The 24972-nt window shown below is 59.9% G+C and carries 21 protein-coding genes and 1 pseudogene; 11 read left to right on the top strand and 11 right to left on the bottom strand.

The genetic code is table 11. From position 1 onward, the window contains the following. Positions 1 to 41 precede the first annotated feature (41 nt). From ACSQ3P_RS09920 to ACSQ3P_RS09930, 3 genes are all read left to right on the top strand, one after another. Entirely contained in the window at positions 42 to 1754 is a 1713-nt protein-coding gene (locus tag ACSQ3P_RS09920) for an ABC transporter permease subunit (RefSeq protein WP_436165427.1), read from the top strand. 347 nt (positions 1755 to 2101) lie between these two features. Further along, positions 2102 to 3187, top strand: coding sequence for an ABC transporter substrate-binding protein (locus ACSQ3P_RS09925; protein WP_436165428.1), 1086 nt, complete (start codon positions 2102 to 2104; stop codon positions 3185 to 3187). Between the two features lie 190 nt (positions 3188 to 3377). Further along, positions 3378 to 4283, top strand: coding sequence for a dihydrodipicolinate synthase family protein (locus ACSQ3P_RS09930; protein ID WP_436165429.1), 906 nt, complete (start codon positions 3378 to 3380; stop codon positions 4281 to 4283). 403 nt (positions 4284 to 4686) lie between these two features. Here the strand turns inward: ACSQ3P_RS09930 and glnQ are convergent, their stop codons facing one another. From glnQ to ACSQ3P_RS09965, 7 genes are all read right to left on the bottom strand, one after another. Next, positions 4687 to 5415, bottom strand: coding sequence for a glutamine ABC transporter ATP-binding protein GlnQ (gene glnQ, locus ACSQ3P_RS09935; protein WP_436165430.1), 729 nt, complete (start codon positions 5413 to 5415; stop codon positions 4687 to 4689). After that, positions 5412 to 6068: an ABC transporter permease subunit gene (locus ACSQ3P_RS09940; protein ID WP_436165431.1), complete on the bottom strand. Its 657-nt coding sequence runs from the start codon at positions 6066 to 6068 to the stop codon at positions 5412 to 5414. The genes glnQ and ACSQ3P_RS09940 overlap by 4 nt, the downstream gene beginning before the upstream one ends. A 48-nt stretch (positions 6069 to 6116) precedes the next feature. Further along, positions 6117 to 6863: a transporter substrate-binding domain-containing protein gene (locus tag ACSQ3P_RS09945; RefSeq protein WP_436165432.1), complete on the bottom strand. Its 747-nt coding sequence runs from the start codon at positions 6861 to 6863 to the stop codon at positions 6117 to 6119. 304 nt (positions 6864 to 7167) lie between these two features. Further along, positions 7168 to 7506, bottom strand: a complete 339-nt coding sequence (locus ACSQ3P_RS09950) for a VOC family protein (protein WP_436165433.1) — start codon at positions 7504 to 7506, stop codon at positions 7168 to 7170. A gap of 230 nt (positions 7507 to 7736) precedes the next feature. Then, positions 7737 to 8399, bottom strand: a complete 663-nt coding sequence (locus ACSQ3P_RS09955; RefSeq protein WP_436165434.1) for a GntR family transcriptional regulator — start codon at positions 8397 to 8399, stop codon at positions 7737 to 7739. A 134-nt stretch (positions 8400 to 8533) separates the two neighbouring features. Beyond that, entirely contained in the window at positions 8534 to 9697 is a 1164-nt protein-coding gene (locus ACSQ3P_RS09960) for an NAD(P)/FAD-dependent oxidoreductase (protein WP_436165435.1), read from the bottom strand. 109 nt (positions 9698 to 9806) lie between these two features. Next, positions 9807 to 11174 (bottom strand): NAD(P)/FAD-dependent oxidoreductase, encoded by a 1368-nt coding sequence (locus ACSQ3P_RS09965; protein WP_436165436.1) that lies wholly within the window; start codon positions 11172 to 11174, stop codon positions 9807 to 9809. A gap of 332 nt (positions 11175 to 11506) precedes the next feature. Here ACSQ3P_RS09965 and ACSQ3P_RS09970 point away from each other — a divergent pair, with 332 nt between their 5' ends. Further along, positions 11507 to 12943 (top strand): NAD-dependent succinate-semialdehyde dehydrogenase, encoded by a 1437-nt coding sequence (locus ACSQ3P_RS09970; protein ID WP_436165437.1) that lies wholly within the window; start codon positions 11507 to 11509, stop codon positions 12941 to 12943. A 97-nt stretch (positions 12944 to 13040) separates the two neighbouring features. Next, a complete protein-coding gene (locus ACSQ3P_RS09975) occupies positions 13041 to 14702 on the top strand; it encodes a choline dehydrogenase (protein ID WP_436165438.1) in 1662 nt (553 codons plus the stop codon). A 35-nt stretch (positions 14703 to 14737) separates the two neighbouring features. Here ACSQ3P_RS09975 and ACSQ3P_RS09980 read toward each other — a convergent pair whose 3' ends face one another. Beyond that, on the bottom strand, positions 14738 to 15763 hold the full coding sequence (locus ACSQ3P_RS09980; protein WP_436165439.1) for an Ldh family oxidoreductase: 1026 nt from the start codon (positions 15761 to 15763) through the stop codon (positions 14738 to 14740). 224 nt (positions 15764 to 15987) lie between these two features. On the opposite strand from ACSQ3P_RS09980, the gene ACSQ3P_RS09985 reads away from it, so the two are divergent. The 6 genes from ACSQ3P_RS09985 to ACSQ3P_RS10010 all read left to right on the top strand — a co-directional run bounded on the left by ACSQ3P_RS09985 (position 15988) and on the right by ACSQ3P_RS10010 (position 22283). Then, positions 15988 to 16464: a GAF domain-containing protein gene (locus ACSQ3P_RS09985; RefSeq protein WP_436165440.1), complete on the top strand. Its 477-nt coding sequence runs from the start codon at positions 15988 to 15990 to the stop codon at positions 16462 to 16464. A 479-nt stretch (positions 16465 to 16943) separates the two neighbouring features. Then, complete coding sequence (locus tag ACSQ3P_RS09990) at positions 16944 to 17984, top strand: transporter substrate-binding domain-containing protein (protein WP_436165441.1); 1041 nt, start codon at positions 16944 to 16946, stop codon at positions 17982 to 17984. 59 nt (positions 17985 to 18043) lie between these two features. Further along, on the top strand, positions 18044 to 19216 hold the full coding sequence (locus ACSQ3P_RS09995) for an amino acid ABC transporter permease (protein ID WP_436165442.1): 1173 nt from the start codon (positions 18044 to 18046) through the stop codon (positions 19214 to 19216). Between the two features lie 77 nt (positions 19217 to 19293). Further along, on the top strand, positions 19294 to 20295 hold the full coding sequence (locus tag ACSQ3P_RS10000; RefSeq protein ID WP_436165443.1) for an amino acid ABC transporter permease: 1002 nt from the start codon (positions 19294 to 19296) through the stop codon (positions 20293 to 20295). 8 nt (positions 20296 to 20303) lie between these two features. Beyond that, positions 20304 to 21050, top strand: a complete 747-nt coding sequence (locus ACSQ3P_RS10005) for an amino acid ABC transporter ATP-binding protein (protein ID WP_436165444.1) — start codon at positions 20304 to 20306, stop codon at positions 21048 to 21050. Between the two features lie 105 nt (positions 21051 to 21155). Then, a complete protein-coding gene (locus tag ACSQ3P_RS10010; RefSeq protein ID WP_436165445.1) occupies positions 21156 to 22283 on the top strand; it encodes a serine hydrolase domain-containing protein in 1128 nt (375 codons plus the stop codon). A gap of 349 nt (positions 22284 to 22632) precedes the next feature. Here ACSQ3P_RS10010 and ACSQ3P_RS10015 read toward each other — a convergent pair. From ACSQ3P_RS10015 to ACSQ3P_RS10025, 3 genes and pseudogenes are all read right to left on the bottom strand, one after another. Continuing rightward, positions 22633 to 23081, bottom strand: a pseudogene (locus ACSQ3P_RS10015) (LLM class flavin-dependent oxidoreductase); the annotation flags it as partial. A gap of 93 nt (positions 23082 to 23174) precedes the next feature. After that, positions 23175 to 24455: a type II toxin-antitoxin system HipA family toxin gene (locus ACSQ3P_RS10020; protein WP_436165446.1), complete on the bottom strand. Its 1281-nt coding sequence runs from the start codon at positions 24453 to 24455 to the stop codon at positions 23175 to 23177. After that, positions 24445 to 24783, bottom strand: coding sequence for a helix-turn-helix transcriptional regulator (locus ACSQ3P_RS10025; protein ID WP_436165447.1), 339 nt, complete (start codon positions 24781 to 24783; stop codon positions 24445 to 24447). The genes ACSQ3P_RS10020 and ACSQ3P_RS10025 overlap by 11 nt, the downstream gene beginning before the upstream one ends. Positions 24784 to 24972: the final 189 nt, after the last annotated feature.

The following is a 24972-nucleotide window of genomic DNA, read 5'->3' on the forward strand; positions in this document are numbered from 1 at the left end:
GCCGACATGCCGCCTCTCGGAAGGCGGTCTGGACCCGGTTGATGATGGGCGCGCCGCTGGTGCTCCTGCTGGTCTGCCTACTCGTCGTCCCAGTGGGGCAGGTGCTGATGCTCAGCATCTACGGCGATGACGGCTTCAACCTCGCGCCATACAGACAGCTCTTTGCCTCGTCGGTCTATGTCGACGTGCTTCTCACCACTCTCAAGATCTCGCTGGCTACCACGGCGCTATCCGTCGTCCTCGGCTACCCCGTCGCTTATCTGATCTCGCTCACCGATAAGGAGCGCCAGGCCAAGCTGTTGTTCTGGGTGCTTCTGTCCTTCTGGACGAGCTTTCTGGTGCGCGCCTTTGCCTGGATGGTTCTGCTCGGGCGCAATGGCGTCATCAACAAGACGCTGCTGGCGCTCGGCATCATCGATAGCCCGGCAAATCTGCTCTATAATTTCGGCAGCGTCGTGATCGGGATGGTCCATGCGCTGATGCCGCTCGCCATCCTCAGCATGCTGTCGGTCATGGAAAACATAGACCGAAATCTGCCGCGCGCAGCGTCCACGCTGGGCGCCCGTCCCGGCACAGCGTTCTGGAGCGTCTACTTTCCCCTGTCGCTGCCCGGCGTGGCTGCGGCAGCGATCATGGTGTTCGTCACATCGGTCGGCTTCTTCATCGTCCCCGCGCTTCTCGGCGGCAGACGCGAGACCATGATCACGCAGATCATCATGGACCAGGTTCAGCAAACCCTAAATTGGGGTTTTGCCGGCGCCATCTCCGTCCTGTTGCTGGTTGTCGTGCTCCTGGTGTTCGCGCTCTATGACCGGGTGCTTGGCCTGTCCACCATGACAGGCGCCTATACCCCGCGGACCTCGGCCAAGGATAAACCCAAAGGGCCTGCCCGCCATATCGGCGATACCATCCTGACTTTGCTTGGCCGGTTTTTCGACACGCTGCACGCTCTTCTGTCGATCGGACGAAGGCGCGCAGAAGGGGCTGCGCCGCGCTGGCTGACCGTTCTGGTCTGGGCAATTCTGGCGGCCATCAGCGTACCGGCTTTCCTCATGATCCCGCTCTCATTCGGACGCAGCGGCCTGAACTGGCCGCCACAGGGCTTCACTTTGCAGTGGTATGCAGATGTGCTGACCTCCCCGGTTTGGACGCAGGCGCTGCTCCGCTCTTTGCTCGTGGGCATCGGAACCGGCCTGCTCTCCATGCTGATCGGCACACCGGCTGCCTTCCTGCTGGTGCGCAGCAGCATGCGCGGCAAGGGTCTACTGCTGGCGTTCGTGCTGTCGCCGATCATCGTGCCCAGGATGATCATCGCTGTCGGAATCTTCTATCTTTTCGCCCGCATCGGTCTCGTCGGCAGCGCCCTTGGGCTGATCCTCGCCCACACGGTGGTGTCCGTGCCCTATGTGGTCATGACGATGATGGCGGTACTGCGCAATTATGATACCCGGCTCGATCTGGCTGCCCACAGCCTCGGCGCGCGACCGCTCGCAACCTTGCGCCACGTTACCTTCCCGATCCTGGCCGCGGGCATGATGTCGTCCTTTCTTTTCGCATTCGCCACCTCCTTCGACGAGCTGACGATCGCACTTTTCACCTCGGGCGGCCTCAACACTACGTTGCCGAAGCAGTTCTGGGATGAGGTGACCCTGCAGGTGTCGCCGACCATCGCAGCCGTTTCGACCTGCCTCTTCGTCTTCATCGCAGCACTCATGCTCGGAGCCGAGCATCTGCGCCGACGAGCAGCCCGTTAGTCGCAGCCTCTTCACCCTGGCGAACTCCCTTCGCCGGCAGAGTTACCCGGAGGCAAAGCCGGCGGGATTAAATCTTCACAATACAACGACCTCAAGCAGCACGTATTCGACCGCTTTCCGCAAGTTATTTGTAGTGTTTGATATCGATACGCCGCCTTCCGCAATCCTGATGAAAGGACTTGCGGGCAGCAGCCAAGAATGTCATTATACGATTGTATTAATTGCAATGCGATTAATTTGGCAGTGAACGCTGACCTCCCCGGCTCTGCGTGCCTTCAGCCGGGCGCCTTGCGCCACAGCATCGGACCACGCCTTCAACTCTCGTTTCATCACTGTGAGGGGCCATCATGAGCAGCACATTCAATTCAGGTGGATCGCGGCGCACCGTCATCAAAGGCGTCGCTTCGGGACTGGTCGGACTGGCTTTGCCGGCCGTGTGGAGTCCAAGCCGCGCGCAGAACAAGCGCATCGTCGTTCGCGACGATGGCGGGATTTATACGCGCGCCTACCAAGCCGCCTTCTACCGCCCCTTCACGCAAGCAACGGGCATCGAGGTGGTCGCCGTTCAGGCCAACGCCGAGCCTGTCGCGCAGATCAAGGGCATCGTCGATTCCAAGGCCAACACCTGGGACATGGCGAAAATCAGCTCGCCGGCGATCTTGCTGCTGACGACCGGCAACAAGGTCTATCTTGAAAAGCACGGCCTTGAGGCCGAGCCGGTCGTCCAATCGATCCCGGACCATTTCAAATCAGCCTATGGCGTCGGCACCAACGTCTATACCTCGGTTCTGGCCTACCGGACCGACGCGTTCAAAGGCCGCAAAGCGCCCAGATCCTGGGTCGATTTCTGGAACATCAAAGACTTTCCGGGTCGGCGCGGAATGCTGAAGTTTCCGTACAATTCGATCGAGGAAGCCTTGATGGCCGATGGCGTTCCGACCGACAAGGTCTATCCTTGCGATCTCGACCGCGCTTTCAAGTCGCTCGACAAGATCAAGTCCGACGTTCAGGTCTGGTGGTCGAACGGCGCCCAGGTCGAACAGTTGCTAACGACTGGCGAGGTCGATCTCGTCGCCACATTCGTGTCACGCCCGCAGGCGGCACAGGCCAATGGCGCACCAGTCGAAATCGTCTGGGACCAGGGCATCTGGGGCTTGGACAGCTGGGCGATCCTCGCCGGCACGCCCAATGGCAATGCCTGCCGAGAGTTCATCAAATTCGCATCCGATCCCAAGCGGATGGCCGCGCTGACAGAGTTCTTCCCCGCCGGCGTGACTCAACCTGCGGCCTTCGACGGCATCAAGCCTGATCTCGCCAGGAACTGTCCGACTTACCCGGACAACATCAAGAACAGCCTGAAGATCGATGCCCAGTACTGGTACGACAATCAGACCGCGGTGATCGAGCGCTTCAATGCCTGGATCCTCAAATAATCGCCTCCGCGCCGGGCAAGCACGTTGCCAGCCACGTCTTCAAGGAGGCTCTTACCGCTTCATCGTGACGTTCCCACACACGTCCCGCCATCATGCGGGCGCCCGCCAAAATCATCATCAATCCGTTCCAAAGCACGCGCTTCTCCTCTCGAGGCGGCCGCGCGACGACATTCTGTAATCGGAGATCTTCATGCTTGCTTCCAATGATCTGCGCGGCATCATTCCTGCTCTACCGACGCCGGTGCGCGCCGATATCGTCGATGCCAAGGCCGTTGAGGCCCTGTTTTCCTGGCTGCACAAGGCTGGCGTGGACGGCGTTCTGCCTCTGGGTGGGACAGGCGAATATGGCTCGCTTGCCAAATCCCAACGCATTCGGATGGTCGAGCTCTGCGCCAAGGAAATGGCCGGCAAGGGACCGGTGATCTCCGGCATCCTGGATCCCGGCTTTCATGATGCGCTGCAGAGCGGAAAGGACCTTGCCGCGGCGGGGGCGGACGCCCTCCTGGTGCTGACACCCTATTACACCAATCCCACCCAGGCCGGCGTGCGCGACTACTTCCTTCGCTATGCCGATAATTCGCCTGTTCCGATCCTGATCTACGAGATTCCCTATCGGACACGGGTGGCCATTCAGCCCGAGATTCTGCACGAGCTTTCGCGCCATCCAAACATTATCGGCATGAAGGCCTGCAACGTCGACATGTTCCATTTCCTGCAGGTGGTGGCGGGCGTGGCGCCCGATTTCGCCGTGCTCAGCGGCGAAGATACGCTGTTCCCGCTGCAGATTGCAGCCGGAGCCGTTGGCGGCATCGTGGTTCTGGCTAACTTCCTGCCGCGTGTCTGGCGCAAGATCTTCGATCTGGCGAGTGCGGGACAACTGCAGGAGGCCATCCTGCTGCACCGCGAACTGGTGCCGTTGATCAACATAGCCTTCGCTGAAACCAATCCGGGGCCAATCAAATCGATCGCCGATCTGATCGGCGTCGATGCGCCCGATCTGCTGGCGCCGCTGGTCAATGCAGACCCCAAGCTGAGTACGCGCCTGCGCGCCGAAATGTCTCGCCTGATGGCGAAGTTCGAGCAGCCGGTCGGCTAGGCCGGACGCCGCCCATTGCCAGCTCCCTTCCTGTGCCACGACCGATGAAGCAATGACAGGGAGTGGCGCAGGGTGGAAGAGACGTCACGCAATTTCAAACAAGCGATAGACGCCTGATGTGCCGGGAGAATGCTTCCGGCACAGCCTCACTCCGGCCAAGCGGGCTTGTCGCCGTGAATTGGCTGCTTGCGGATAGCTCTACCCTGCTGGAATGAGCCCTACCTTGCCGACGAGCCGTCCGACGTGGCTAGCTAACGCGGCCAAGATCGGGGCGCTCCGCTTCAGGCTATCGGCATCTCGGTATGCCCTTCGCCCACAAATTTGCGAGGCAGGAGGTTGCTCGGACCAATGGGAAACGCCGCTCGGATTGAATCCGAGTATTGGCCCCGGATACCAGAAGGTCTCATTGGATATGCTGCAGGAAGCTTGCCAGCCGCTCACTCGGCGGGTTGGAAAGCAACTCCCGGGGATTACCATCGTGAAGAACATGGCCTTTATCGATGAACAGGAGACGTGAACCTACGTTTCGCGCAAACCCGATCTCATGGGTCACGACGACCATCGTCATCCCCTCATCAACAAGCTGTTTCATGACTTGCAAGACTTCATGACGCAATTCAGGATCCAGAGCCGACGTTGGTTCATCGAACAGCATCAGCTTCGGTCGGATGGCCAGCGCCCGCGCGATCGCCACCCGTTGCTGCTGTCCGCCTGAGAGTTGGCTTGGATAAGAGTCAGCGCGCTCCTTCAAACCCACCTTCTCGAGCAAATCTCGAGCGATAGCCTCTGCTTCCACCTTCGTTGATTTGCGCACCTTGAGCGGGCCGAACATTATGTTCTGAAGCGCTGTCATGTGCGGGAAAAGGTTGAACTGCTGGAACACCATTCCAGCCTCTAAGCGGATCTGGCGGATTTGGGCTGCAGTTCCCTTCGAACTGAGCCCGTCGACAATGAGATCGCCGCCCTGAATGGTCTCAAGCGCATTGATGCAGCGTAGCAAGGTTGATTTGCCAGAGCCCGACGGGCCGATCAAGAAAACGATTTCGCCCGGTTCGATCTTGAGATTCACGCCCTTGAGAACATCAAGCGATCCATAGCTTTTGACCACATTTCGAAATTCGACGATGCTCATGCAATGTGAATCCGCTTTTCAAGAATACGGAAGCTGATCGCCATGATGCTTATGATAACCAGATATATGCCGCCGACCGCAGTCCAGACTTCAACGGCCCGATAATTTTCGGTCATAATTTCCTGGCCAGTACGCGTGAGCTCGGCGACACCGATAACGATGAGCAGCGAAGTGTCTTTCAGACCAATGATGAACTGATTTCCAAGGGCGGGCACCATTCGGCGAAATGCCACCGGGCCAATGATGTAAAGCAGCACCCGATGAAGCGGCAGCCCCATTGCCAGGCCAGCCTCACGAAGGCCAACTGGGACGGCAAGAAAGCCACCTCGAACGATCTCTGCAAGGTATGCCGATGAATTCACCGTAAGCGCGATCATGCCCGCCGTCAGCGCAGTCAGCTTAATACCAAGCAGAGAAGGCAACGCAAAGTAAATGAACATAATTTGCACGACCATCGGCGTGCCGCGAATGAGGCCTATGTATATTTGCGCAATGAACGAAATGTAGCTCGGCGCGTATGTTCTAATTACACCAACTATGGTTCCCAGTATTATTCCCATGGAAAGCGATGCCGCAGCGATCATCACGGTGGCCGCCGCACCGTTCAGCAATGCGGGAAGGGCGTCAATAGTTGCCGACCACTCAAAGGTCATGCGAGATCCTATATTGTATAGAGAGTTCGATATCGACGCCCTTCGGATTTAACCGGAGACCTTACCAAACCATTTCTTGTAAATCGTATCGTAGCGGCCGTCTGCCCGGATCTTCTTGAGGGCTTCATTGGTTTTCGCAACGAGACTGCTGCCCTTAGGGAAAGCAATTCCGACTGGAATTCCATCACCAACAGGTTTCTCGATGACCTTTACCTTACCATTTCCTTCCGTCTGTGCATAATATGCCAGGAACGGGTAGTCATAAACCACGGCGTCGGCGCGGCCAGCCTGCAGTTCCATGAACATATTGGTAACTTGGGGAAACAGCGTGACTTTAGCTGTCGGGACGTTCTCCTTGAGCCATGTCGTAGACGCGGCTCCCGTTACGGACGCAACCCCCTTGCCGGCGAGATCGGCTCCGGCCTTGATCGTCGCATTGTCGGCCGCGACGAGAATGCCAAGCGCGCTCGTGTAATAAACGTCGGAAAAATCAACGACCTTCTTGCGAGCGTCCGTCATGAAAATGCTGGAGATCGCCAGGTCGATATTCGCTGTTTGGAGCGCGGGGATCAGCGCGCCGAAGTCCATCGCGTTGACCTTGTACTTAAAGCCGGCCTCTTTAGCGATCTCAGCGAGGAGATCCTGGTCAAATCCCATAAACTTTCCGTCTTGCATAAAATCAAACGGCTTGGAGTCGATGCTGGTGCCAACAGTGACCAGTTTATCTTGCGCCATGGAGACCTGCGCAAATGCGGCAGTCGCGAGAATAACACCCAAAACCGTGCGTCTTTTCATGCTCTTTATCCCCTTTAAGCTTGTTATCGCGACGTCATCCCAAACCAGCCGACGGGATTTCTCCTGACAGCGAGGGAAGCGCCATTATGGATACAATCACATAAAATATGATAAATCAACGACAGATTGTATAAAATACGGAGGGACGTGGCGCGCCGCGTTCCCTGCCGGCCAGCTGACGGCTCCATGGCACAAGCATTGAGAAGGGTCCGTGCAACCGACATCCACCGAGCGACCCTAACTTGGCGTCGTCTGCCAGCTGCACGCTGTCAAACTGACCATACGGGTCGTTTGCACCTTGGACTCAGGCGGGCTGGCTCGAATGTCGAACACGACCCCACCCTATTCTCTGACGGTGTCGAAATAGGTGAAGCCGCTTCGATCCGCGCGGCGCGCTCATCAGGATCGACATTCCTTCGGCCTTCGCGGCCGCTTCCCCCGCGTCGCAATCGGGGACCTCGAAATCGAGATGGAACACCCCTTCACCATGCGCCTCGAGGAATTTGCGTTGCTGATTATCCAGCTTGCTCGGCTGGCAGAGCTGAACCGGGACCTTGTCCAGATCGATGGACTTGCAGATCGGCTGATCAAAGGCCTCGCTGGGAACATTCGGCGACATTGCCTTCAACAAGAAGGGCGACATCACCCGCGCGGACTATGTCATGTACACGTGGAAGAGGACGGCCGACGGCAAGATCACTTATGTCGAAGCTGCGCCAGGCGCCTGAAACCGCGACAACATCACGAAGCCCGACGGACGCCCTGGTCACATTCCAGGGCGTTTCGGTCTCAACAGGCCTAGCGGAACGTCCGGTCGTTAAAATCCGAGCCGGCCCAGGCGCCGATCGAACATTGATAAGGCCAGAGCCAGCCTCAGATACGCCGCATGGTCGATTGGAGCGACTTCTGGGTATGGCCGATGTGCTGCTCAAGCAATGTAACCGCCTTATCGATCGCTCCGGCTTGGCACGCCTCCAGAATCTTCCAATGCTCCCGGTTCGGGCTCTCCTTCCCCGCGGCGATCGAAACGCGGGTGCGCGTAAACCGGCTGACATGGTTCCAGTTGGATTCGATCAGTTCGAGCAAGCGCGGCATATTGCACGGCACATAGATCAGCCTGTGAAACTGCCAATTCATTTGCGCCCACATCTCGGGCCGCGGTTCGGCGTCATAATCCTTGAGGATCGCGCCTGCCGCAGCGATGTCTTCCTCAACCATATGAGGAATGGCCAGGCGCAGCGCCCTCGTTTCCAAACCGATGCGGATCTCCATCACCTCCATCAGGTCGGCGAGTGAGTAGGTCTTAACGATCGCACCGCGGTTCGGCAGGAAGTCCACCAGACCTTCGACGGACAACTGCTTGAGTGCCTCGCGCACAGGAATCCGGCTCGTGCCGAACCTGGCTGCGATCTCATCCTGGCGCAGCTGCGTCCCGGGCGCGATGTCGCCGGCGATGATCGCAGCGCGCAGGCCTGCACGCACGAGCTCGGGGGCCGGAATCCGCTCGTCGGCTGGAACTTCGATCGCACTGTCCATCGCGGCCCTCAAGCGTTTCTTCTCACGGATTATCATTGTAGCCAACGCTGGCTTGTAACCTGCCATAGCAGACATGAAGCAATCGGCACATCGTCGAACAGTGGCGCCTCAAGACAGGGTCCAAACCAGTAATTCTAGATGATGCCACGCTCCGGTAGCGGTTTGCCATCCAGCAGCCGCTGCCAACCAAGGCGGGACAGATCGATCGTCTCATACCTACCTTTGAGGATCAGCTCCGCCATGGCGCGTCCGCAGCCGGGAGCATGCATCAAGCCATGGCCAGAGAACCCGGCGAGCATCTGGAAATTCGTCAGCCCACCAGCGCCGGGACCGATGATCACATTGCCATCGAAATCGTTCTGATCGTAAAGGCCAGGCATGGTGCTCTTAACCTTGGTCTTCTCAAACTGCGGGAAGCGATGCGCCAAGGCAGGCCACACGACGTTTTCGAAATAGTCGTAATCCGTCTCGAAATTGTAGCCGCGCGGTTCGGCAAGGGTCGGCACTCCCCCTGTGTAGCCATTACCTTCGGGTCGAAACGCCAGCCGCGCCACGTCCTTCAAATAAGGAAGCGGTTCGATCGGCTCTTCCACCTCGAAATAATGCTCGAAGCGGCGCAGCGGCTCGATTGGCACAGCGACATCCACCATCGCGCAGATCTCCTTCGCCCAGGCGCCGGCCGCGTTCACAACCCATTCTGGCTCGATCTCGAGACCCGATTTCATCTTCGCCCTAACCACCCGCGTGGCAGTCCTCTCAAGCGCGACGACGTCTTCGGCCATGAACTCGGCACCCAAAGCCTTCGCCTTCCGGCGGAAGCCCTGAAGCGCGCTATAGGGATCGATCCATCCATCATCGGGAGAATGAACCGCACCGCCGAGATCGGAGACGTTCATCGAAGGGAACTTGGCCTTTAGCGCATCGGGATCGAGCCAAACGACATTGGCGCCGAGCGAGAGCTGTGTGTCGTAGTTGAGTTTCAGCAAGTCGATCGACTCTGGCGGAACGATGAAGAGGTAGCCGCCCTTCTTCCATCCGATTTCCGCCTTCTCGCCATCGACGGCCATTGTTTCCGCGAAATCGGAGAAGAAGGGGATACTGTAATTCGACAGTTCGATATTCTCGGGAAGCGCGAACAAACGCCGGACGCCACCCGAGGCCCTCGGCGTCGAAGCCAGTTCATAAGTCGGGTCGCGTTCTGCCACCACGACACGGCATCCGGGCTGCTGGAGCTTGAGGTAATAGGCTACCGAAGCACCGATCGCACCGCCACCGATCACAAGAACATCCGTCTTCATCACTTTGCCTTCAAAAATCTAAACTGTCGTGAGGCGCGAGGAACGAGCGATCTGCCCTCGCGCCAAATGAAAATCAGCTTCCAGACTGCCCTGATATCCGGTCTGGCGGTCACAGCACGCTGCGCTCCGACACTGCCGCGAGGTTGGCCATGAGCTCAGGATCCTCGTAGCGCGCCAGGCTGAGAGCCGGCGCGTATGCGGGCAGTGAGGCGCCCGCAACCCAGGCTGCGCAGATCGCGCCCGTCGCACAGGCAGCCATCGTACCAAAGCCGGAGAGCGCGCCTGCCATGAAAGCACCTGGCGTTCGCGACGGGCCGATCAGCGGCAAATTCTCCTCGGTCATGGTATAGTAGCCGCCATAATGGCGAGCCCCTCGCGGGAGCCGGCCTATATACTGCTTGAGCAACGGATTGAGCCTGCTCGCGCCCCTCAAGACGATGTCTGGGAAATTTGGGTCGACCGGCTCCAGCCCGTGAGGATCGGCAGCATCCTCATTGAAGGCCCAGCCAAGCTTGATCCATTTGCCGGCCTCGGTGCCGTCGGGCCGACAGTGGATCCCGCCTGGCAGCTTGGCGAGATATCTAGCCGCCTTTGGATCCTCGCCGAGTAGTTCCCGCTCCTCAGCGGACCAATCCACCTCTTGCCCATCCAGATCGATCGCGAAGGGTAGGTTGCGGGGAATTGCGCCCTCGCGGTCCTCGAAGGCGATCTTCTGCTGGTAAACGTTCTTGATAGGCAAATCCTCACCCATCATCCTTGCGGCATCCGCGAAGAAAGGTCCGGCTGCGTTGACTAGGTACTCGGCTTTCACGCTATCGAGCCCATGCGGCCCGCTGACGCGGATGGAGAATGATGAGGAGCGCTCGATCGATGCGACCTCGCCCCGGATCACGCTACCCCCACCCAGCTTGATGCGTTCAAGCATGAACTGCCCGAGTTGCTGGCCGCTGATCGAACCCGCTCGCCGGACATGGAGCACGGTCGCAATGTCGGGCGAGAAACCCGGAAAGGTCTCGCGGATGAGGGCCTGGCTGGTCAGAACATCGACGCCATCGGGCGCATCGCGCCAGGACGACGAGAGGGGCGGAACGTAACCCATCCCATCCCTGCTTGCGTGAAAGCGAATCGAGCCTTCCGCAGCGTCACCGTATCCCCGGACCAGATCGGCCATGAGATCGTCGGGAGCGGCGCGACGCGTGGCGAGGGCATAGCCGCGCCTCGTCATGTTGATGCGATCCCCGGATTTGCGGGCGACCTCTTCCATCAAACTGATGCTGTGGTTCGTATAAGCCGTCATCAGCGGATGCGGCCACCAGTTTCGATAGTTCTCCCCCGACTGAGCCGAGGTCAGGCTCATTGGGTCTCGGGGGTCGATCAGAACGACCTGTTTGAAGCCATGCTTCTCAACCAGATAGTAGGCCACGGAGATACCAACGACCCCCGCCCCGATAACGGCAACCTCAACGTCCTTCATCATCCAACCATCCAAAGGCCACCCCAACCCGCACGGATCGCTTTGCCGAGATTGCAGCCGGCACGAAAGCCGCTCGGCAAACCTTCATTTCGTTCTGTGCGGTCGAAACATATCGCATATTATTGAATTATTATTGTATCCAATCCGGAGAACTTGGCAAGCGGATCTCCGACATTCAGATCCACAAAAATCGAACATGCCCCGCATCGCCTGACTAGGCAGGCGTTGCGGAAATGGATACTATCAATGACTAATTGCATAATATCCTCCGACATCTCAACACCTGCTCTCCCGTGAGCAAGCAAATGACGGAGCGCATGTGTTGGAGCATCGTGATGACGACCGAGATCATTCCCCTCTTCATCGACGGCGCATGGCGGACTGGGGCCGCCGGTGACACGATCCCGGTGGTCGATCCAGCAACCGAAGAGGTTTTCAGTTCGGTCGCCTGTGCAAGCGCCGGCGATCTCGATCTCGCCTTGGATGCGGCCGCCAGGGCTTTTTTGTCCTGGAAACACGTGCCCGCAGCCGAGCGTGCGCGAGTTGTCGGTCGGGCCGCAGATCTGATCGAAGGCCGGAAGTTCGAGATCGCGCGCATCCTGACCCGTGAGAACGGGAAGCCGCTTGCCGAGGCCGAAGGTGAGCTGCAGTTCTGTGCGGATGCATCACGCTGGTATGCCGAGGAGGGCAAACGCGCCTATGGCAGAGTCATCCCATCCCGCTCGCCCGATGTGCGCCAGATCGTCATGCGCGAACCTGTCGGACCCGCGCTCGGTTTCGCCGCCTGGAACTTTCCAGGCGGGAACGTGACGCTGAAGATCGCTGCGGCGCTGAGCGCCGGCTGCTCGATCATCGTCAAGCCGAGCGATGAGACGCCAGGAACCGCCGCCGCGATCGCGCGATGCTTCGAGGAAGCTGGCGTGCCGGCAGGCGTACTGAATGTCGTTTTCGGCCCTCCTGCCGAGATCTCGCGCCATCTCATCGCCTCGCCGATCGCGAAGAAAGTCTCACTGACGGGATCGACGCCAGTGGGCAAGCTGCTCCAGCGCCAGGCGGCAGAGACGTTGAAGCGCTGCACGATGGAACTTGGCGGACACGCCCCCGTGATCGTCTTCGCCGATGCCGATCTCGAGCGCGCCCTTGACGCGCTCGTCGCAGCCAAATTCCGAAACGCCGGGCAGGTCTGCACATCGCCAACGCGCTTCTTCGTCCACGAAAGTCGGTACGAGGACTTTATCCGTGGCTTCGTCGAGCGCACCCAGACATTGACCATCGGAAATGGGCTCGATCGCACCGTCAGTATCGGCCCCCTCATCACGAGCCGGCGGCGCGAACTCATGGACGGGTTTGTGCAGGACGCCACCGCTCGCGGCGCGCGGATCGTCCTGGACGGTGGCAGGCGGGACGGCAAAGGGTACTTCTATGCACCCGTCGTGCTCCGTGATGTACCCGACGAAGCGCGCATCATGACCGAGGAGCCCTTCGGGCCCCTGGTTCCGGTAACCCCCTTCGCCAGCTTCGACGAAGTCATCGCCCGCGCCAATGCCCTGCCCTTCGGCTTGGCATCCTATGCCTTCACACGCGACGCCTCGACTGTGGCGCGCGTCAGCGATGCGCTCGACGCTGGCCAGGTCGGCATCAACCATACGTCCGTCCACGAGCCAGAAACGCCGTTCGGCGGCGTCAACGAGTCGGGATACGGCGCTGAGAGCGGAATCGAAGGGCTGGACGCTTACCTTCGCACCAAACTCGTGACGACGCTCGCTCTCTGACGCCAGGATCCCCCTGGCGAGCGCACCCATGAGGTCGCGCTTATAAGCTCTCACCCCACTTAATCGAGCGTGTCCGGCACGCGGAGAGACACAGATCGTGACGGAATACGACTACATCATCATCGGCGCGGGCTCCGCTGGGTGCATCGTCGCTGCCCGCCTCACGGAGGATCCGTCCATCAGCGTCCTCCTCGTCGAGGCTGGCGGATCCGATAGGAATCCCATCATAGCAATGCCCGCCGCTCTCCCGTTTGCCTACCAGAGCAAGGCGCTCGGCTGGGGGTATCAATCGGGACCTGAGCCGCACCTCGGCGGCAGAACCATCGATGAAAAGCGCGGTCGCGTGATCGGCGGCTCCTCCTCGATCAATGCGATGATCTATAATCGCGGCAACCCCCTCGATTTCGAAGGCTGGGCCGAGCGCGGTCTCCGGGAATGGGACTACGCCCATTGCCTGCCCTACTTCAGGCGTATGGAGACCTTCTCGGGCGGTGCGGATGATTGGCGCGGCAGTGACGGCCCGATGCGGATCAATCGCTGCGAGGCGCGCCACAAACTCTACGACGCCTTCCTGCGCGGCGGCGAGCAAGCCGGCTTCTCGATCACACCCGACCATAACGGTTTTAGGCAGGAAGGCCTCCATGTCGCGCAATCCTTCATCCATGACGGCTTGCGATGGAGTTCCGCACGCGGCTACCTTCATCCGGCTCGGGCAAGGCCCAATCTCACCGTTCTGACGCGGTCGCTCGTCAAGAAGGTGATCATCGAGAACGGAGCCGCTGTCGGAATCGAACTCACGGACGGCCGCCATTCGCAGAAGATAAACTGCGCGAGGGAGGTCGTCCTGTGCGCCGGGGCATTCAACACGCCTCAGATCTTGATGCTGTCGGGGGTCGGTGATGCAGGCGAGCTCAAGGCTCTCGGGATCGAGGTGAAGGCGGACGTTCCCGAAGTCGGCCGGAATCTGGAAAACCATCCCGGCGTGAACGTGCAATACGCTAGCCGCTATGAGGATTCACTGGTCTCCGAGTTGAACCTGTTCGGCAAGGCCAAGCTCGGTCTCGAATGGCTCCTGCGCCGACGCGGCCTCGGCGCGACCAACTTCTTTGAAACCGGCGCTTTCCTGCGGACGCGCGACGAGTTCGCGTTCCCCAACATGCAGTACGAGTTCCTGCCGCTGACGCGTTTCGTCAGGGATGGGAAGCTCATCGCCATCCCGGGGTTCCAGTTCTGGATGGATCTCTCGCGTCCCGAGAGTCGCGGGACCGTCAAGCTACGAAGTGCGGATCCTGCTGCGCATCCCTCCATCGTGTTCAATCACCTGAGCACGAGGAATGACCTGCGCGACCTGGTCGAGGGCGTGAAGCTTGCCCGCCGCTTGGTCGCGCAACCCGCATGGGACGGTTTCCGCGGCGAGGAATTGAGCCCTGGCCCCGCAGTCCAGTCGGATGCCGACCTCGAGAGCTTCGTGCGAACGAATGTCGGAACCTCGTATCACCCGGCGGGAACCTGCCGCATGGGGGGGGATTCCGAAGCGGTCGTCGACGGAGACGGCAAGGTCAAGGCGATCCTGAGAATGCGGATCGTCGATGCCTCCATCATGCCAAGGATTGTCACGGCAAACCTAAGCGCCGCGATCATGATGATGGCCGAGAAGCTCTCTGACAGCATCCTCGGAAAACGCGCGCTGGCTCCATCGGGCGCGGCGTTCTTCCGCTCCTTGCCGCCCGAAGGCGCCTCGACCACCCGATCTGCGTGAGAGGTAGCCGATGAGGTAAAGCCCTCGGCTTTCTCTCACGCGCCTACGAGATGACCGCCGAAGCCCGCGAGCATGGCGATTTGCTCCTCGGTGAGGGCAAGCCCCTGCGTCTGTGAGCGCAACCGCGCTTCCAGGCGCCGGTCGCCCGGCAACCGCTCCTGGCCGGCTTCCCTCAGATGCTGCACCAGTTCGTCGACCCGCAATTCATAGCGGTTGGCGGGATCGGCACCCGCCCGTGGGTCGATCAGGATGACGGTCTGCCCGGTATTCGGCGTATGTGCTCCAGGGTGCTTCGAGAGCTCCATCTCGATCGAGAAATGCCCGCCGACAAGAGCAGCGCAAAGCAGTTCGACCATCATGGCTAGGGCCGAGCCCTTGTGGCCTCCAAACGGCACGAGCGCCCCGCCCGACAGCACCTCATCTGGATCGGTAGTGGGTTCCCCAGCCCTGTCGACGCCCACTCCGGCAGGAAGCGTCCGCCCCTCGCGCTTGGCGATCTTTACCTCCCCATGCGCCATGGCGGAGGTGGCAAGGTCTACGACGATGGGGGCAGCGCCATCGCGCGGCACGGCAAACGCGATGGGGTTGGTTCCGAAGACCGCTTTCCGCGCGCCATGCGGCACAACCACGGCCATCGAGTTCACACAGGAGATCGCGACGAATCCGGCGTCGGCGAAGGGTTCGACGTCGAGCGATAGCGACGCCAGGTGATGCGAATTTCGTATGGCTGCGACTGCAATGCCATGACGGCGTGCCCTTTCGCGCAAAGGGCCGCTCACAGCCAGGAGTGCGGGCTGAGCGAAGCCATTCCTCGCATTGACACGCAAGAAGGCCGAAGCGGCCTCCTCGATGAGGGGCACGGCCCGCCCGTCCGTCCAGCCAGCGTCTAGGTTCGACAGATAGCCCGGCAGGCGAAAGAGTCCGTGGCTGATGTTGCCGTCGCGCTCGGCCGCAACGCAGTTGCGCGCGATGACGTCCGCAACCGCTTGCGAGCAGCCGCGCGCCTCGAGAATCTCGCCGACACACCGCACCACATCTTCAATGGGAAAACCATGCTTCATCCGTCAATTCCCGCAAGTTTCCCAGCCCCAAGCCTAGCCAGCCATGCGTTTGATGGAGCTTGATATATTATCCAATATATTTATTAATGGATACAATCAACGGCAAGCATTGGATATTTCACGCTTCCGTCAAGGAAGCAGTCGATCGTCACAGACGCACTCGGTCGAATTCCCAAAGCCCCTCGCCAATCCTCTCTCGCTGCCTGAACACCGAGGAGCACCGCATGCATGATGATCTCGCCCATCTCCTGTCCTTGCTGGAACAGCCGGGTCAGCCATCTCCGGCCTTCGAGGCCCTTGATCGCTTGACCAAGCGCCTCGTGGGTCATCGCCTCTTCACGATCCTCAGCGTGGAGGGCGACGAGGTTGTCCGGCTTTACGCAAATCTTCCTGACGAGGAACCCGTCGGAGGACGGAAGACGATGGGCCCGACGCCCTGGGGGGATCTCGTTATCAAGCAACGACAGCCATTCCTGGGAACGGACATGGCAGCTATCGCCTGGGCATTTTCCAATCATGAGACCATCAAGGCCCGTGGCATGGGCTCGGTCATCAATGCGCCGGTTGTGTATGATGGTGAGACAATCGGGACGATCAACATCCTCGACCGAGAGCATCATTATCGACCCGAGCACATACCTCTCATATGCCGACTGGCACCGACGCTAATACCAGCAATTCTACGTTCGAGGCTGCGATAGCCCTGACAATCGTAAGAGGACCGCGGCGTGAGCGATGGGATTTGAGCTCCCGCCTCACTCCCAACCGCTCCGCGATTCAAACACCTTTTGAGACCGCCTCAGCGACAACCTCACTCGTCGAATGAGCGGTATTTCGTGGCCGCACTGCCGACCGGACGCCCATTGAAAGTGACTGCGGCGCGCTTCCCGCTCTGGCATCCCGGGCTGGTGCCCCTCGACGGCAGGCCTGAACGGCCAGAGCGCCCTGCCCTAAAAAGCATGACCTGAAATCGCGGCCCGCCCGGCATCGCAGATCCAATGGGGTTCGAACGCTGGCGCGGCGCCTCACCCCCCCTCGCATGGATAGGCCCGGGCAAATTTCACGTCGCCTTGTAGGTTGCCCCAACCCGCCCCCCTTGCGTCAGGTGCATAATTATATACAATATTCTATTATCTAATACGATTAATCAAAATCGCACAAAATGCGCGAGGGGAATATCATGAAAATCACGCGGTCAGTGTTCGCTCTGGCGGCAGCGCTTGGGCTCTCAACCGTCGTCGCGCCCGTTCAGGCGCAGGAAAGAAAGCTCGAGACGGTGAAGAAGCGCGGTACTTTGAAGTGCAGCGGACACAACAGCAGCTTCCTCGGCTTCGCCGAAGTTGACGACAAGGGAAACTGGAAGGGCATGGACATCGAGCTCTGCCGGGCCCTGTCCGCTGCCATATTCGGCACATCCAACGGCCACTTGGAAATCGTGCCGATCAGTTGGGCGCAGCGCTGGCCTTCGCTTCAATCGGGAGAGCTCGACGTCGTCATCAAGATTTCGGGCTGGACGCAGAGCCGCGATACCGAGCTGAACCTATCCTTCTCGAACCCATACTTCATGGGCGAGTACAAGATCATGGTGCCGAAGGCGCTCGGCGTCGCGAAGATCGCTGATCTGAAGGGCGGCTCGATCTGCGTCGCAGCGGGCACGTCCCAGGAGCGCATCCTTGCAGCAGCTCTGCAAACCCGGAAAGTCTCCGCGGAAGTGCTCAGCTTCGGGAAGTCAGACGAATTGAGCGGCGCGTATTTCGGCGGCCGCTGCGACGGATACATGGAATTCGCACCGACGCTTGCCATCGCCCGCTCGGCAAAGGCAAAAAAACCGGAAGACCACATATTGCTCGAAGATACCCTGACGCTCGAGGCCGAGAGCATCGTCGTGACCGAGGCCGACCCAAAGTGGCTCGATATCCAGAACTGGATGATCTCGTCGCTGTTCTTCGCTGAGCTCGAAGGCATCACCAAGACGAATGTCGACGAGAGGCGCGCGAATCCAACGAGCACAGAAGTGTCGAAGTTTCTGGGCGTGACGCCCGGTTACGGCAGCCGCCTCGGGCTCTCCGACGACTGGGCCTACAAGATGATCAAGGAAGTCGGAAACTACGCCGAAATCTATGGCCGCACTGTCGGCGACCAGAGCCCCTACAAGCTCCCGCGCGGCAAGAATGCGCTCTACAACGCCAACGGCGTTTTCTTCCCGCTGCTGATCGACTGAGGCGAGCATGACGGCGGCCCTCGGGCCGCCGTCATGCCCCAGTCAACGGAGCCTGGCGCGTGCCCAAAACGCTTCTCAAGAACCGCCGCGTTCGCAGTGCGGTCCTTCAATCCATCTTCGTCGGAGCGCTGTTGCTCTCTCTCGGGGTGGTGGTTTGGACGACGCGCGCCAACCTTGCGGCACAGGGGCTGACGTCCGGCTTCGCTTTTCTCGACCAGTCCACCGGCTGGAACATCAACTTCTCCTTATTCCCCTACACCCCAGACGACCACTATTCCCGTGCGCTTCTCGTGGGCTTCGCCAATACGGTCTTCCTCGCGGCCATCGCACTGCCGCTTGCGACGCTGATTGGCCTCTTGGTCGCAATCTTGCGCACATCACAACAGCGGATCATGGAAGCGATCGGAACGACCTATGTCGAGACCTTCCGTAACGTCCCGCTCCTGCTCCAGCTGTTCTTCTGGTACGCGATCCTCACCGGCCTCCCCGCCCCGCGCAACGCGCTGAATTTTGCCGATTCTATCTTCTTGTCAGGTCGCGGGCTCTTCATGCCCTGGATTTCCTCTTCGAGCAGCACCGTCCTGCTCGCCGCTGCTGTTGTCCTGATCGCAGCCGCGCTGGATTTCGCCATCAAGCTGAGCGCGCCTGGTCGACGATTGGGAGAGCCAACGAAACGCATCATCAGAGCGGGCATATGGGTAACGGCCCTCATCGGCGTGGCCGTACTGCTTTGGACATCGCGCATCGAAGGACAACCTTTCCTCAGCTATCCGCAATTGCAAGGGCTGCGTTTCCGAGGCGGTATCTCAATCTCGCTTGAGCTGCTCGCTTGCATCGTCGCGATCTCGCTATACGGCGGGGCTTATATTGCGGAAGTGCTGCGCGCCGGCTTCAACGCCGTACCAAGGGGGCAAGTGGAGGCAAGCCTGGCCCTTGGCTTACGCCCTTGGCAGATTTTCTCCCGCATCCGCCTGCCGCTGGCGATCCGCGCTTGCCTGCCGATGCTCACGAACCAGTATGTCGCGCTCACCAAAGCCACGACGCTCGGCATCGCTGTCGGCTACGCCGATTTTTACATGGTGGTGTCCACATCGATCAATCAAAGCGGACACACCCTCGAATTGATCGCGATCCTCGCCGGCGGCTTCCTCGCGATCAACTTCACCCTTGCGACGGTCCTCAACCGCGTGAATGACGCCGTGAAGCTCAAGGGCAGTCAGTTGAGAGCATGACGGCACACCAGCTCCCCCTCCGCCATACTTCGCGGTCTTCACGCTTCATCCGTCGCCTCCATCGAGGGCGACTTCTGATGCCCTTCGCTACCGGCGCCTTGCTCGCCGGTCTCCTCTGGCTCGCTTGGCTTGCATTCGACTGGGCGATCTTGCGCGGAGTGTTTGCGGGGGATGGCCGGCCAAGATGTCTTTCAGACGGTGCCGGCGCGTGCTGGTCCGTCATCGCCAACCGCTGGCGCCTGATCATATTCGGGCTATTCCCCTTCGAAGAGCAGTGGCGGTCTGCGCTGGCCTGCTTTGTCATCGTGACCGTCGCTGCTTTATCCTGTATTCCAGCCTTCTGGAGCGCGCGTCGACTAGCCGCGCTTTGGCTCGGCGGCTTCACGGCCTTCTATGTGCTGATGCGCGGCGGCATGTTTGGCCTGACCGCGGTCCTACCCCAGTACTGGGGCGGGTTGTCGCTCAACATTTTCGTGTTCTGCTTGGTGGTGATCCTGGGCATGCCGCTCTCGATCGCCATGGCCCTGATGCGGCGATCCGAGTTGAAGCTTATAGCCCGAACGACAGGCGCCTTCATCGACATCGTCCGCGGCATCCCCCTCCTCGCGATCCTCTTCACCTTCTCGGTTGTCTTGCCCTTCGTCATTCCGAACTGGATGTCTGGCGACAAGCTGTACCGCGTCATCATTGGATTCTCGATATTCTATGCCTGCTACCAAGCCGAGATCCTCCGTGGTGGTCTCCAGGCACTGCCCGACGGCCAGGATGAGGCCGCCAAGGCCCTGGGCATGTCCTACTTCCAACGCGTCGGCCACATCCTGCTACCGCAAGCATTCCGCCGAAGCCTTCCGCCAACGATCAACCAGATCGTCACGACCCTGAAGGACACATCCCTCGTCCTGATCGTCGGCTTCTTTGAGATGCTCGGCTCTGGCTCGGCGGCCTTCGGCAATGCCGAGTGGCAGTTCGCAAACAAGGAGGTCTACGTCTTTGTCGCGCTGGTCTTCTTCGCCTTCGTGTTCTCGCTATCCCGCTACGGCGCCTTTCTCGAGAGACGCATGAGCAGATCCTCACATTGAGAACCGGCATGAACGACGATCAGACCGCAATCCAGATTCGAGATCTCAACAAATTCTATGGACCGTTTCACGCGCTGCGCGACGTCAACCTGCGCGTACGCAACGGCGAACGGATCGTGCTGTGCGGCCCGTCTGGATCGGGAAAGTCGACGCTCATACGTTGTGTGAACAGGCTTGAAACTCACCAGTCGGGTTCGATCAGCGTGCTCGGAACGGAACTCGATGACGATGTCGACAACATCGATGCGATCCGACGCGAGACTGGCATGGTGTTCCAGCACTTCAACCTGTTCCCGCACCTGACGATCCTGGAGAACTGCACCCTCGCGCCAGTCCTGGTCCGGAAAAGCTCGCGGAAGGAGGCCGAGACGGTTGCCATGCATTTCCTCGATAAAGTGAAGATCCCCGAACAGGCGCACAAATTTCCGGGCGAGCTTTCCGGCGGTCAGCAGCAGCGGGTGGCGATCGCCCGCGCGCTGTGCATGAAACCTCGGATCATGCTGTTCGACGAACCCACCTCGGCTCTGGACCCTGAGATGATCTCTGAAGTGCTCGACGTAATCGTGACCCTCGCTCGCGAGGGAATGACGATGGTCTGCGTCACTCACGAAATGGGGTTCGCCCGTCAGGCCTCTGACCGAGTGATCTTCATGGCTCAGGGCGAAATCGTCGAGGAAGCGCCGCCAGCAGAATTTTTTTCAAATCCAAAACACGAGCGAACGCGCGCGTTCCTCGGACAAATCCTCGGTCACTAGACCCAAGCGGCGTCACAGGATCCCAGACAACTGACGTCGCCGCTCGGCAAACAATCTCAACTCGGGCGCCTCGCGACTATCCGCCAGCGTGCAGGGAAAAGCCGCATGTCGGAAGCCACCAAGCAGCTCTTCAACTTCTACAACGGCACACTTTTGCCGGACGATCTCCTTGACGTGATGACCAATGACCAAGGCTGGTTCCCCTCGGGCAAGGTCGCCGTTGGCACATACCGTCGCGACTTCTCGGTCCGTGCTGCAGAGCTGCCGCCGCTCGAAATCCAGGATGGCGGGCGAACATTCGACGTCTACGACTACATCGCCACGAATGCCGTCTCCGCCATGATCATTCTGAAAGACGGAGTCGTCGTGCACGAATTCTACAGGCGCGGATTGTCGTCCAGCACCCTTTGGCTGTCGTGTTCATTGGCGAAATCCATCGCTGCCACGCTGGTTGGCGTCGCGTTGGGCGAGGGCAAAATCCGATCGCTCGACGATCCGGTATCGCGATACTGCGAGTTGCGTGGCGCCTATGCCGATGTCAGCGTGAAGCAGCTGCTTCGCATGTGCACAGGCGTACGCTGGAACGAAGACTATGGCGACGCGACCTCCGATCGTCGCGCGCTCCTCGACGTGCAGCTTCGCGCGATATCTGGCGGCATCGCCACCGTTATGCAGGGCCTCGGCACAACTGCACCGCCTGGCAGCACGTGGTGCTACAACACCGGGGAATCGTGCCTTCTCGGGGCTGTCATTCAAGGCGCGACGGGGACGAACCTCACCGATTACCTGTCCGACAAGATTTGGTCTCGCTTCGGCATGGCGCAAACCGCTTCGTGGTGGCAAGAAACTGAGGGCGGCATCACCGTGTCCGGAACCGGGCTTTATGCGGCCCTAGGGGATTACGCTCGCTTCGGGCAATTTATTCTGGAGGAAATGTCGACAACTCCAAGCGGAATCATGCCTGATAATTGGCAGAGGGAAGCATCAGCACCGTATCGTTTGAACGGCAGCCGCATACCATATGGTTACATGTGGTGGGTACCTGACCCTATCGACCCTGTACTGGAGGGGAGTTTCCAGGCCGAAGGTATCTATGGCCAGTTTCTTCATATAAACCCGAACCAGAGAATAGTTGCGATGATCGCTTGTTGCAGATCCAAGCCTAGCAAAAAGCGCCGAGTTGAGATTTGCGACGATGCGTTCTTTGCGGCGTTAGCGAAGACATTATACTAATATACTCCTATTCCCTGGTTATTTCGAGGCAGCAGTGACAACTCACAGCCTCGAGCAAGTGAGCATCAAAATGCGGCCATCTCGATCATGAGCTGGGTTGGCTTGCCCGAAAGGCGTCTCACATCATTCGCCTGATGAAACGCAGATCCGGCTTGGCCTTGGGCTATCCAGAGCCAATCGCCTCGAAGTGGATATTCCGCCTCTCGGGCCGACGGACGCGTTCACTGACATCACAGCCTCGCTGACAAGCGATGGCCCACGCGTGGGTACTCGACCTGGATACGCGCCTCTCTGGGTGCAAGCTCGACTATGGCGCGATACGGATTTGACCATCGAAAATCTTCCGGCCTCAATCGCGCAGCAATGGAAGCAATTGATCGCCCTGTCGCTTAATCTCGAACAGATACGGCGTGTCGGAGAGCACGAAGTGGGCGACGCCAAGATCGCGGTATTTGCCTAGCGAGCGCGCGACGTCTGCCGCCAAACCCACCAGCCAGGTGTTGCCGGCGCCGCCTCCGCCGAACTTGCCCGGCGCGGTATAGAGGTTGTCGTCGAGCACATCGCCGCGCGCATGCAGTTCGAGCAGCCGCTGCTAGCCGACAGCGACAGCCCGCTGGTCGTCGTTCCAGCCGGCCCCTTGCCCTTGGCCATCTCGGCGACCTTCGCCTCGGCATCGACCCAGGCTTGCTCGGTAGTGTCGCGGACCAGCGTGGTGATCCGCAGCCCGAATTTCAGCGACGGCAGGTCGCGATCCAGTGTCTTGCTCAGCGCCTTGAGCCGTTTGATCCGCTCTCGAACAGAGGCCACTTTCACAAGCACGTCGTTGCCGTGGACTCGTAGCCAACCTCGGCGACATCGCCGTCACGGACATCGGCAATGTCGCTATCGCCCTCAACCCACCAGTCTCGCCAGCTGATCAGGCGCCCCCTCGAAAGCAAAGGGATTGAGGAACTGCCGCCGCCACATCAGGTTGCGGTCAACCTCTCCAAGCCGGGCCTCGTCACAGATCGCGGACCAATGGTCGCGGACAATGACGATCTGCCGTTCAGCGAGTGCGATCGCCTCCGCTTCATCGAGCTGGAACTGCGCCGCGGCAGCGATGCAGACCGCAAGGCGGCTCTGCCGGTTATCGCCGGTGATGAGCATGGCCTGCCCCGCCTCGTTGCCGGCCCGCCCTTGCGGACAGATGTCGTAAGCGGGTGTCAGCGCAAGCATGGTCCCGTTCCAGAACGCAGCGTGGTTCCTGGCATGATCATCCGTATTGCCGCATAGGATGTTGAAGACGAGGCGTCCGAACAGTTCCTGCAGCGCCGCCCGTGGTGCCTCGAAGCGATGGCGAACGATCTCGGCCAACTCTTCATAGCTCGCATAGCGCGCCATCAGTTCGTCGAGGCCAAACAACGTCAACGCCGAGACCATAGCTTTGCGCCGCCAACCGCCCTCAACCTTTTCCCTGTCGAAGCGTTCGATCAGAAGCACGTCCTTCCCGGCTGCGCCGACAAGTCGGACAGGGGCGACTCGGAGCCCAGCAAGCGTTGCCAGCCGCATCGCAACGAACTCTGCCTTGACGACATTGAGCACGTCCGTGCGCGACGAGAACTTGGCGATGTACTTGGCGTCGGCCTCCTCGATCATCGCTTTCGGCCGAGCGCCGCCGAGCGAGCTTCCATGAAAAAGCGCCTGGTCGAGTTCGGGCGAAATGGGGACGCCGGCCTCGACACGATCTGCCGCCGTCAGGAGCTCATCGAGAGAGGCCGCGCGGCCCTGTCGCTGCTCGTAGACGCTGGCCGAACGCTGGAAATCGAGTGCGCCAATTCGATCTGAGCCGGATTCGATGAGATAGATTAGTTCGTCGAGCTGACCCAGATCGATCGCCGCGCCTTTATGGCCGAATTTGCGATTGACGATGACCCGCCGACCCCAGGCATCCGGCGCCGCATCGCGGAGACAGCTCGGCATGGACAGTCCAGGAAGAAGCGGCAGTATCCCGACCTCCAATGGAAGCTCCGGCAGGTAGATCGGTATCGCATTGCCGCGTTCAAGGTAGCTGCGGCCGTAGTTGAACACGAGTGTGTTGCCGCTACGCGACAACAGGCCCGCCACAACCGGCTCTATCTGTCCCGGCAGCCAGACCCAGACATAGACTTCGTCGAGCGGCGTCTCAGAAATCATCTTTGACGGCTTTCGGGGGATTGCGTACGGATTGGGGCAGTAGGGTCAGAATCTGGTCGTTCGACGTGATCCTCGCCGTCATCGTGGTCTGGTCGGCATCGAACAGGCGGATGCCGACGATGGCCGCCGCCTCGAACACCGCGCCGATGGCGCAACCCATGTCGCCGCGCTCGATGCGCTGGACAAGCCCCCGCGATAGACCGGCACGCTCCGCCAAATCCTCGATCGTCAGCTTCCGATTGATACGGGCAAGACGGATTGACTGACCCAGCAGTTTCGCCGCGTCGCGACCGTAGCGAGAATAGCTGCGGCTCGCCGGTTTAGGCATGTCTGTCAGCACTCCATTTATGGCCCAAGAGGCCTCCTTGAGCCTCATTAATGAACCATATAACAGAACAACGCTCGAGCAGCAACCAATCACCCATAAACCGCGCCTGAAAGGCGCTTACGCTTCATTAATGGACCTCATTTTTGATCGAAAGCAGCTGGCGATCTAAATCGGCGAGCCCCGTCGCCG

Origin of the sequence: Allobosea sp. LjRoot9 (assembly GCF_964252745.1) — a bacterium.
Lineage (GTDB): Bacteria > Pseudomonadota > Alphaproteobacteria > Rhizobiales > Beijerinckiaceae > Allobosea.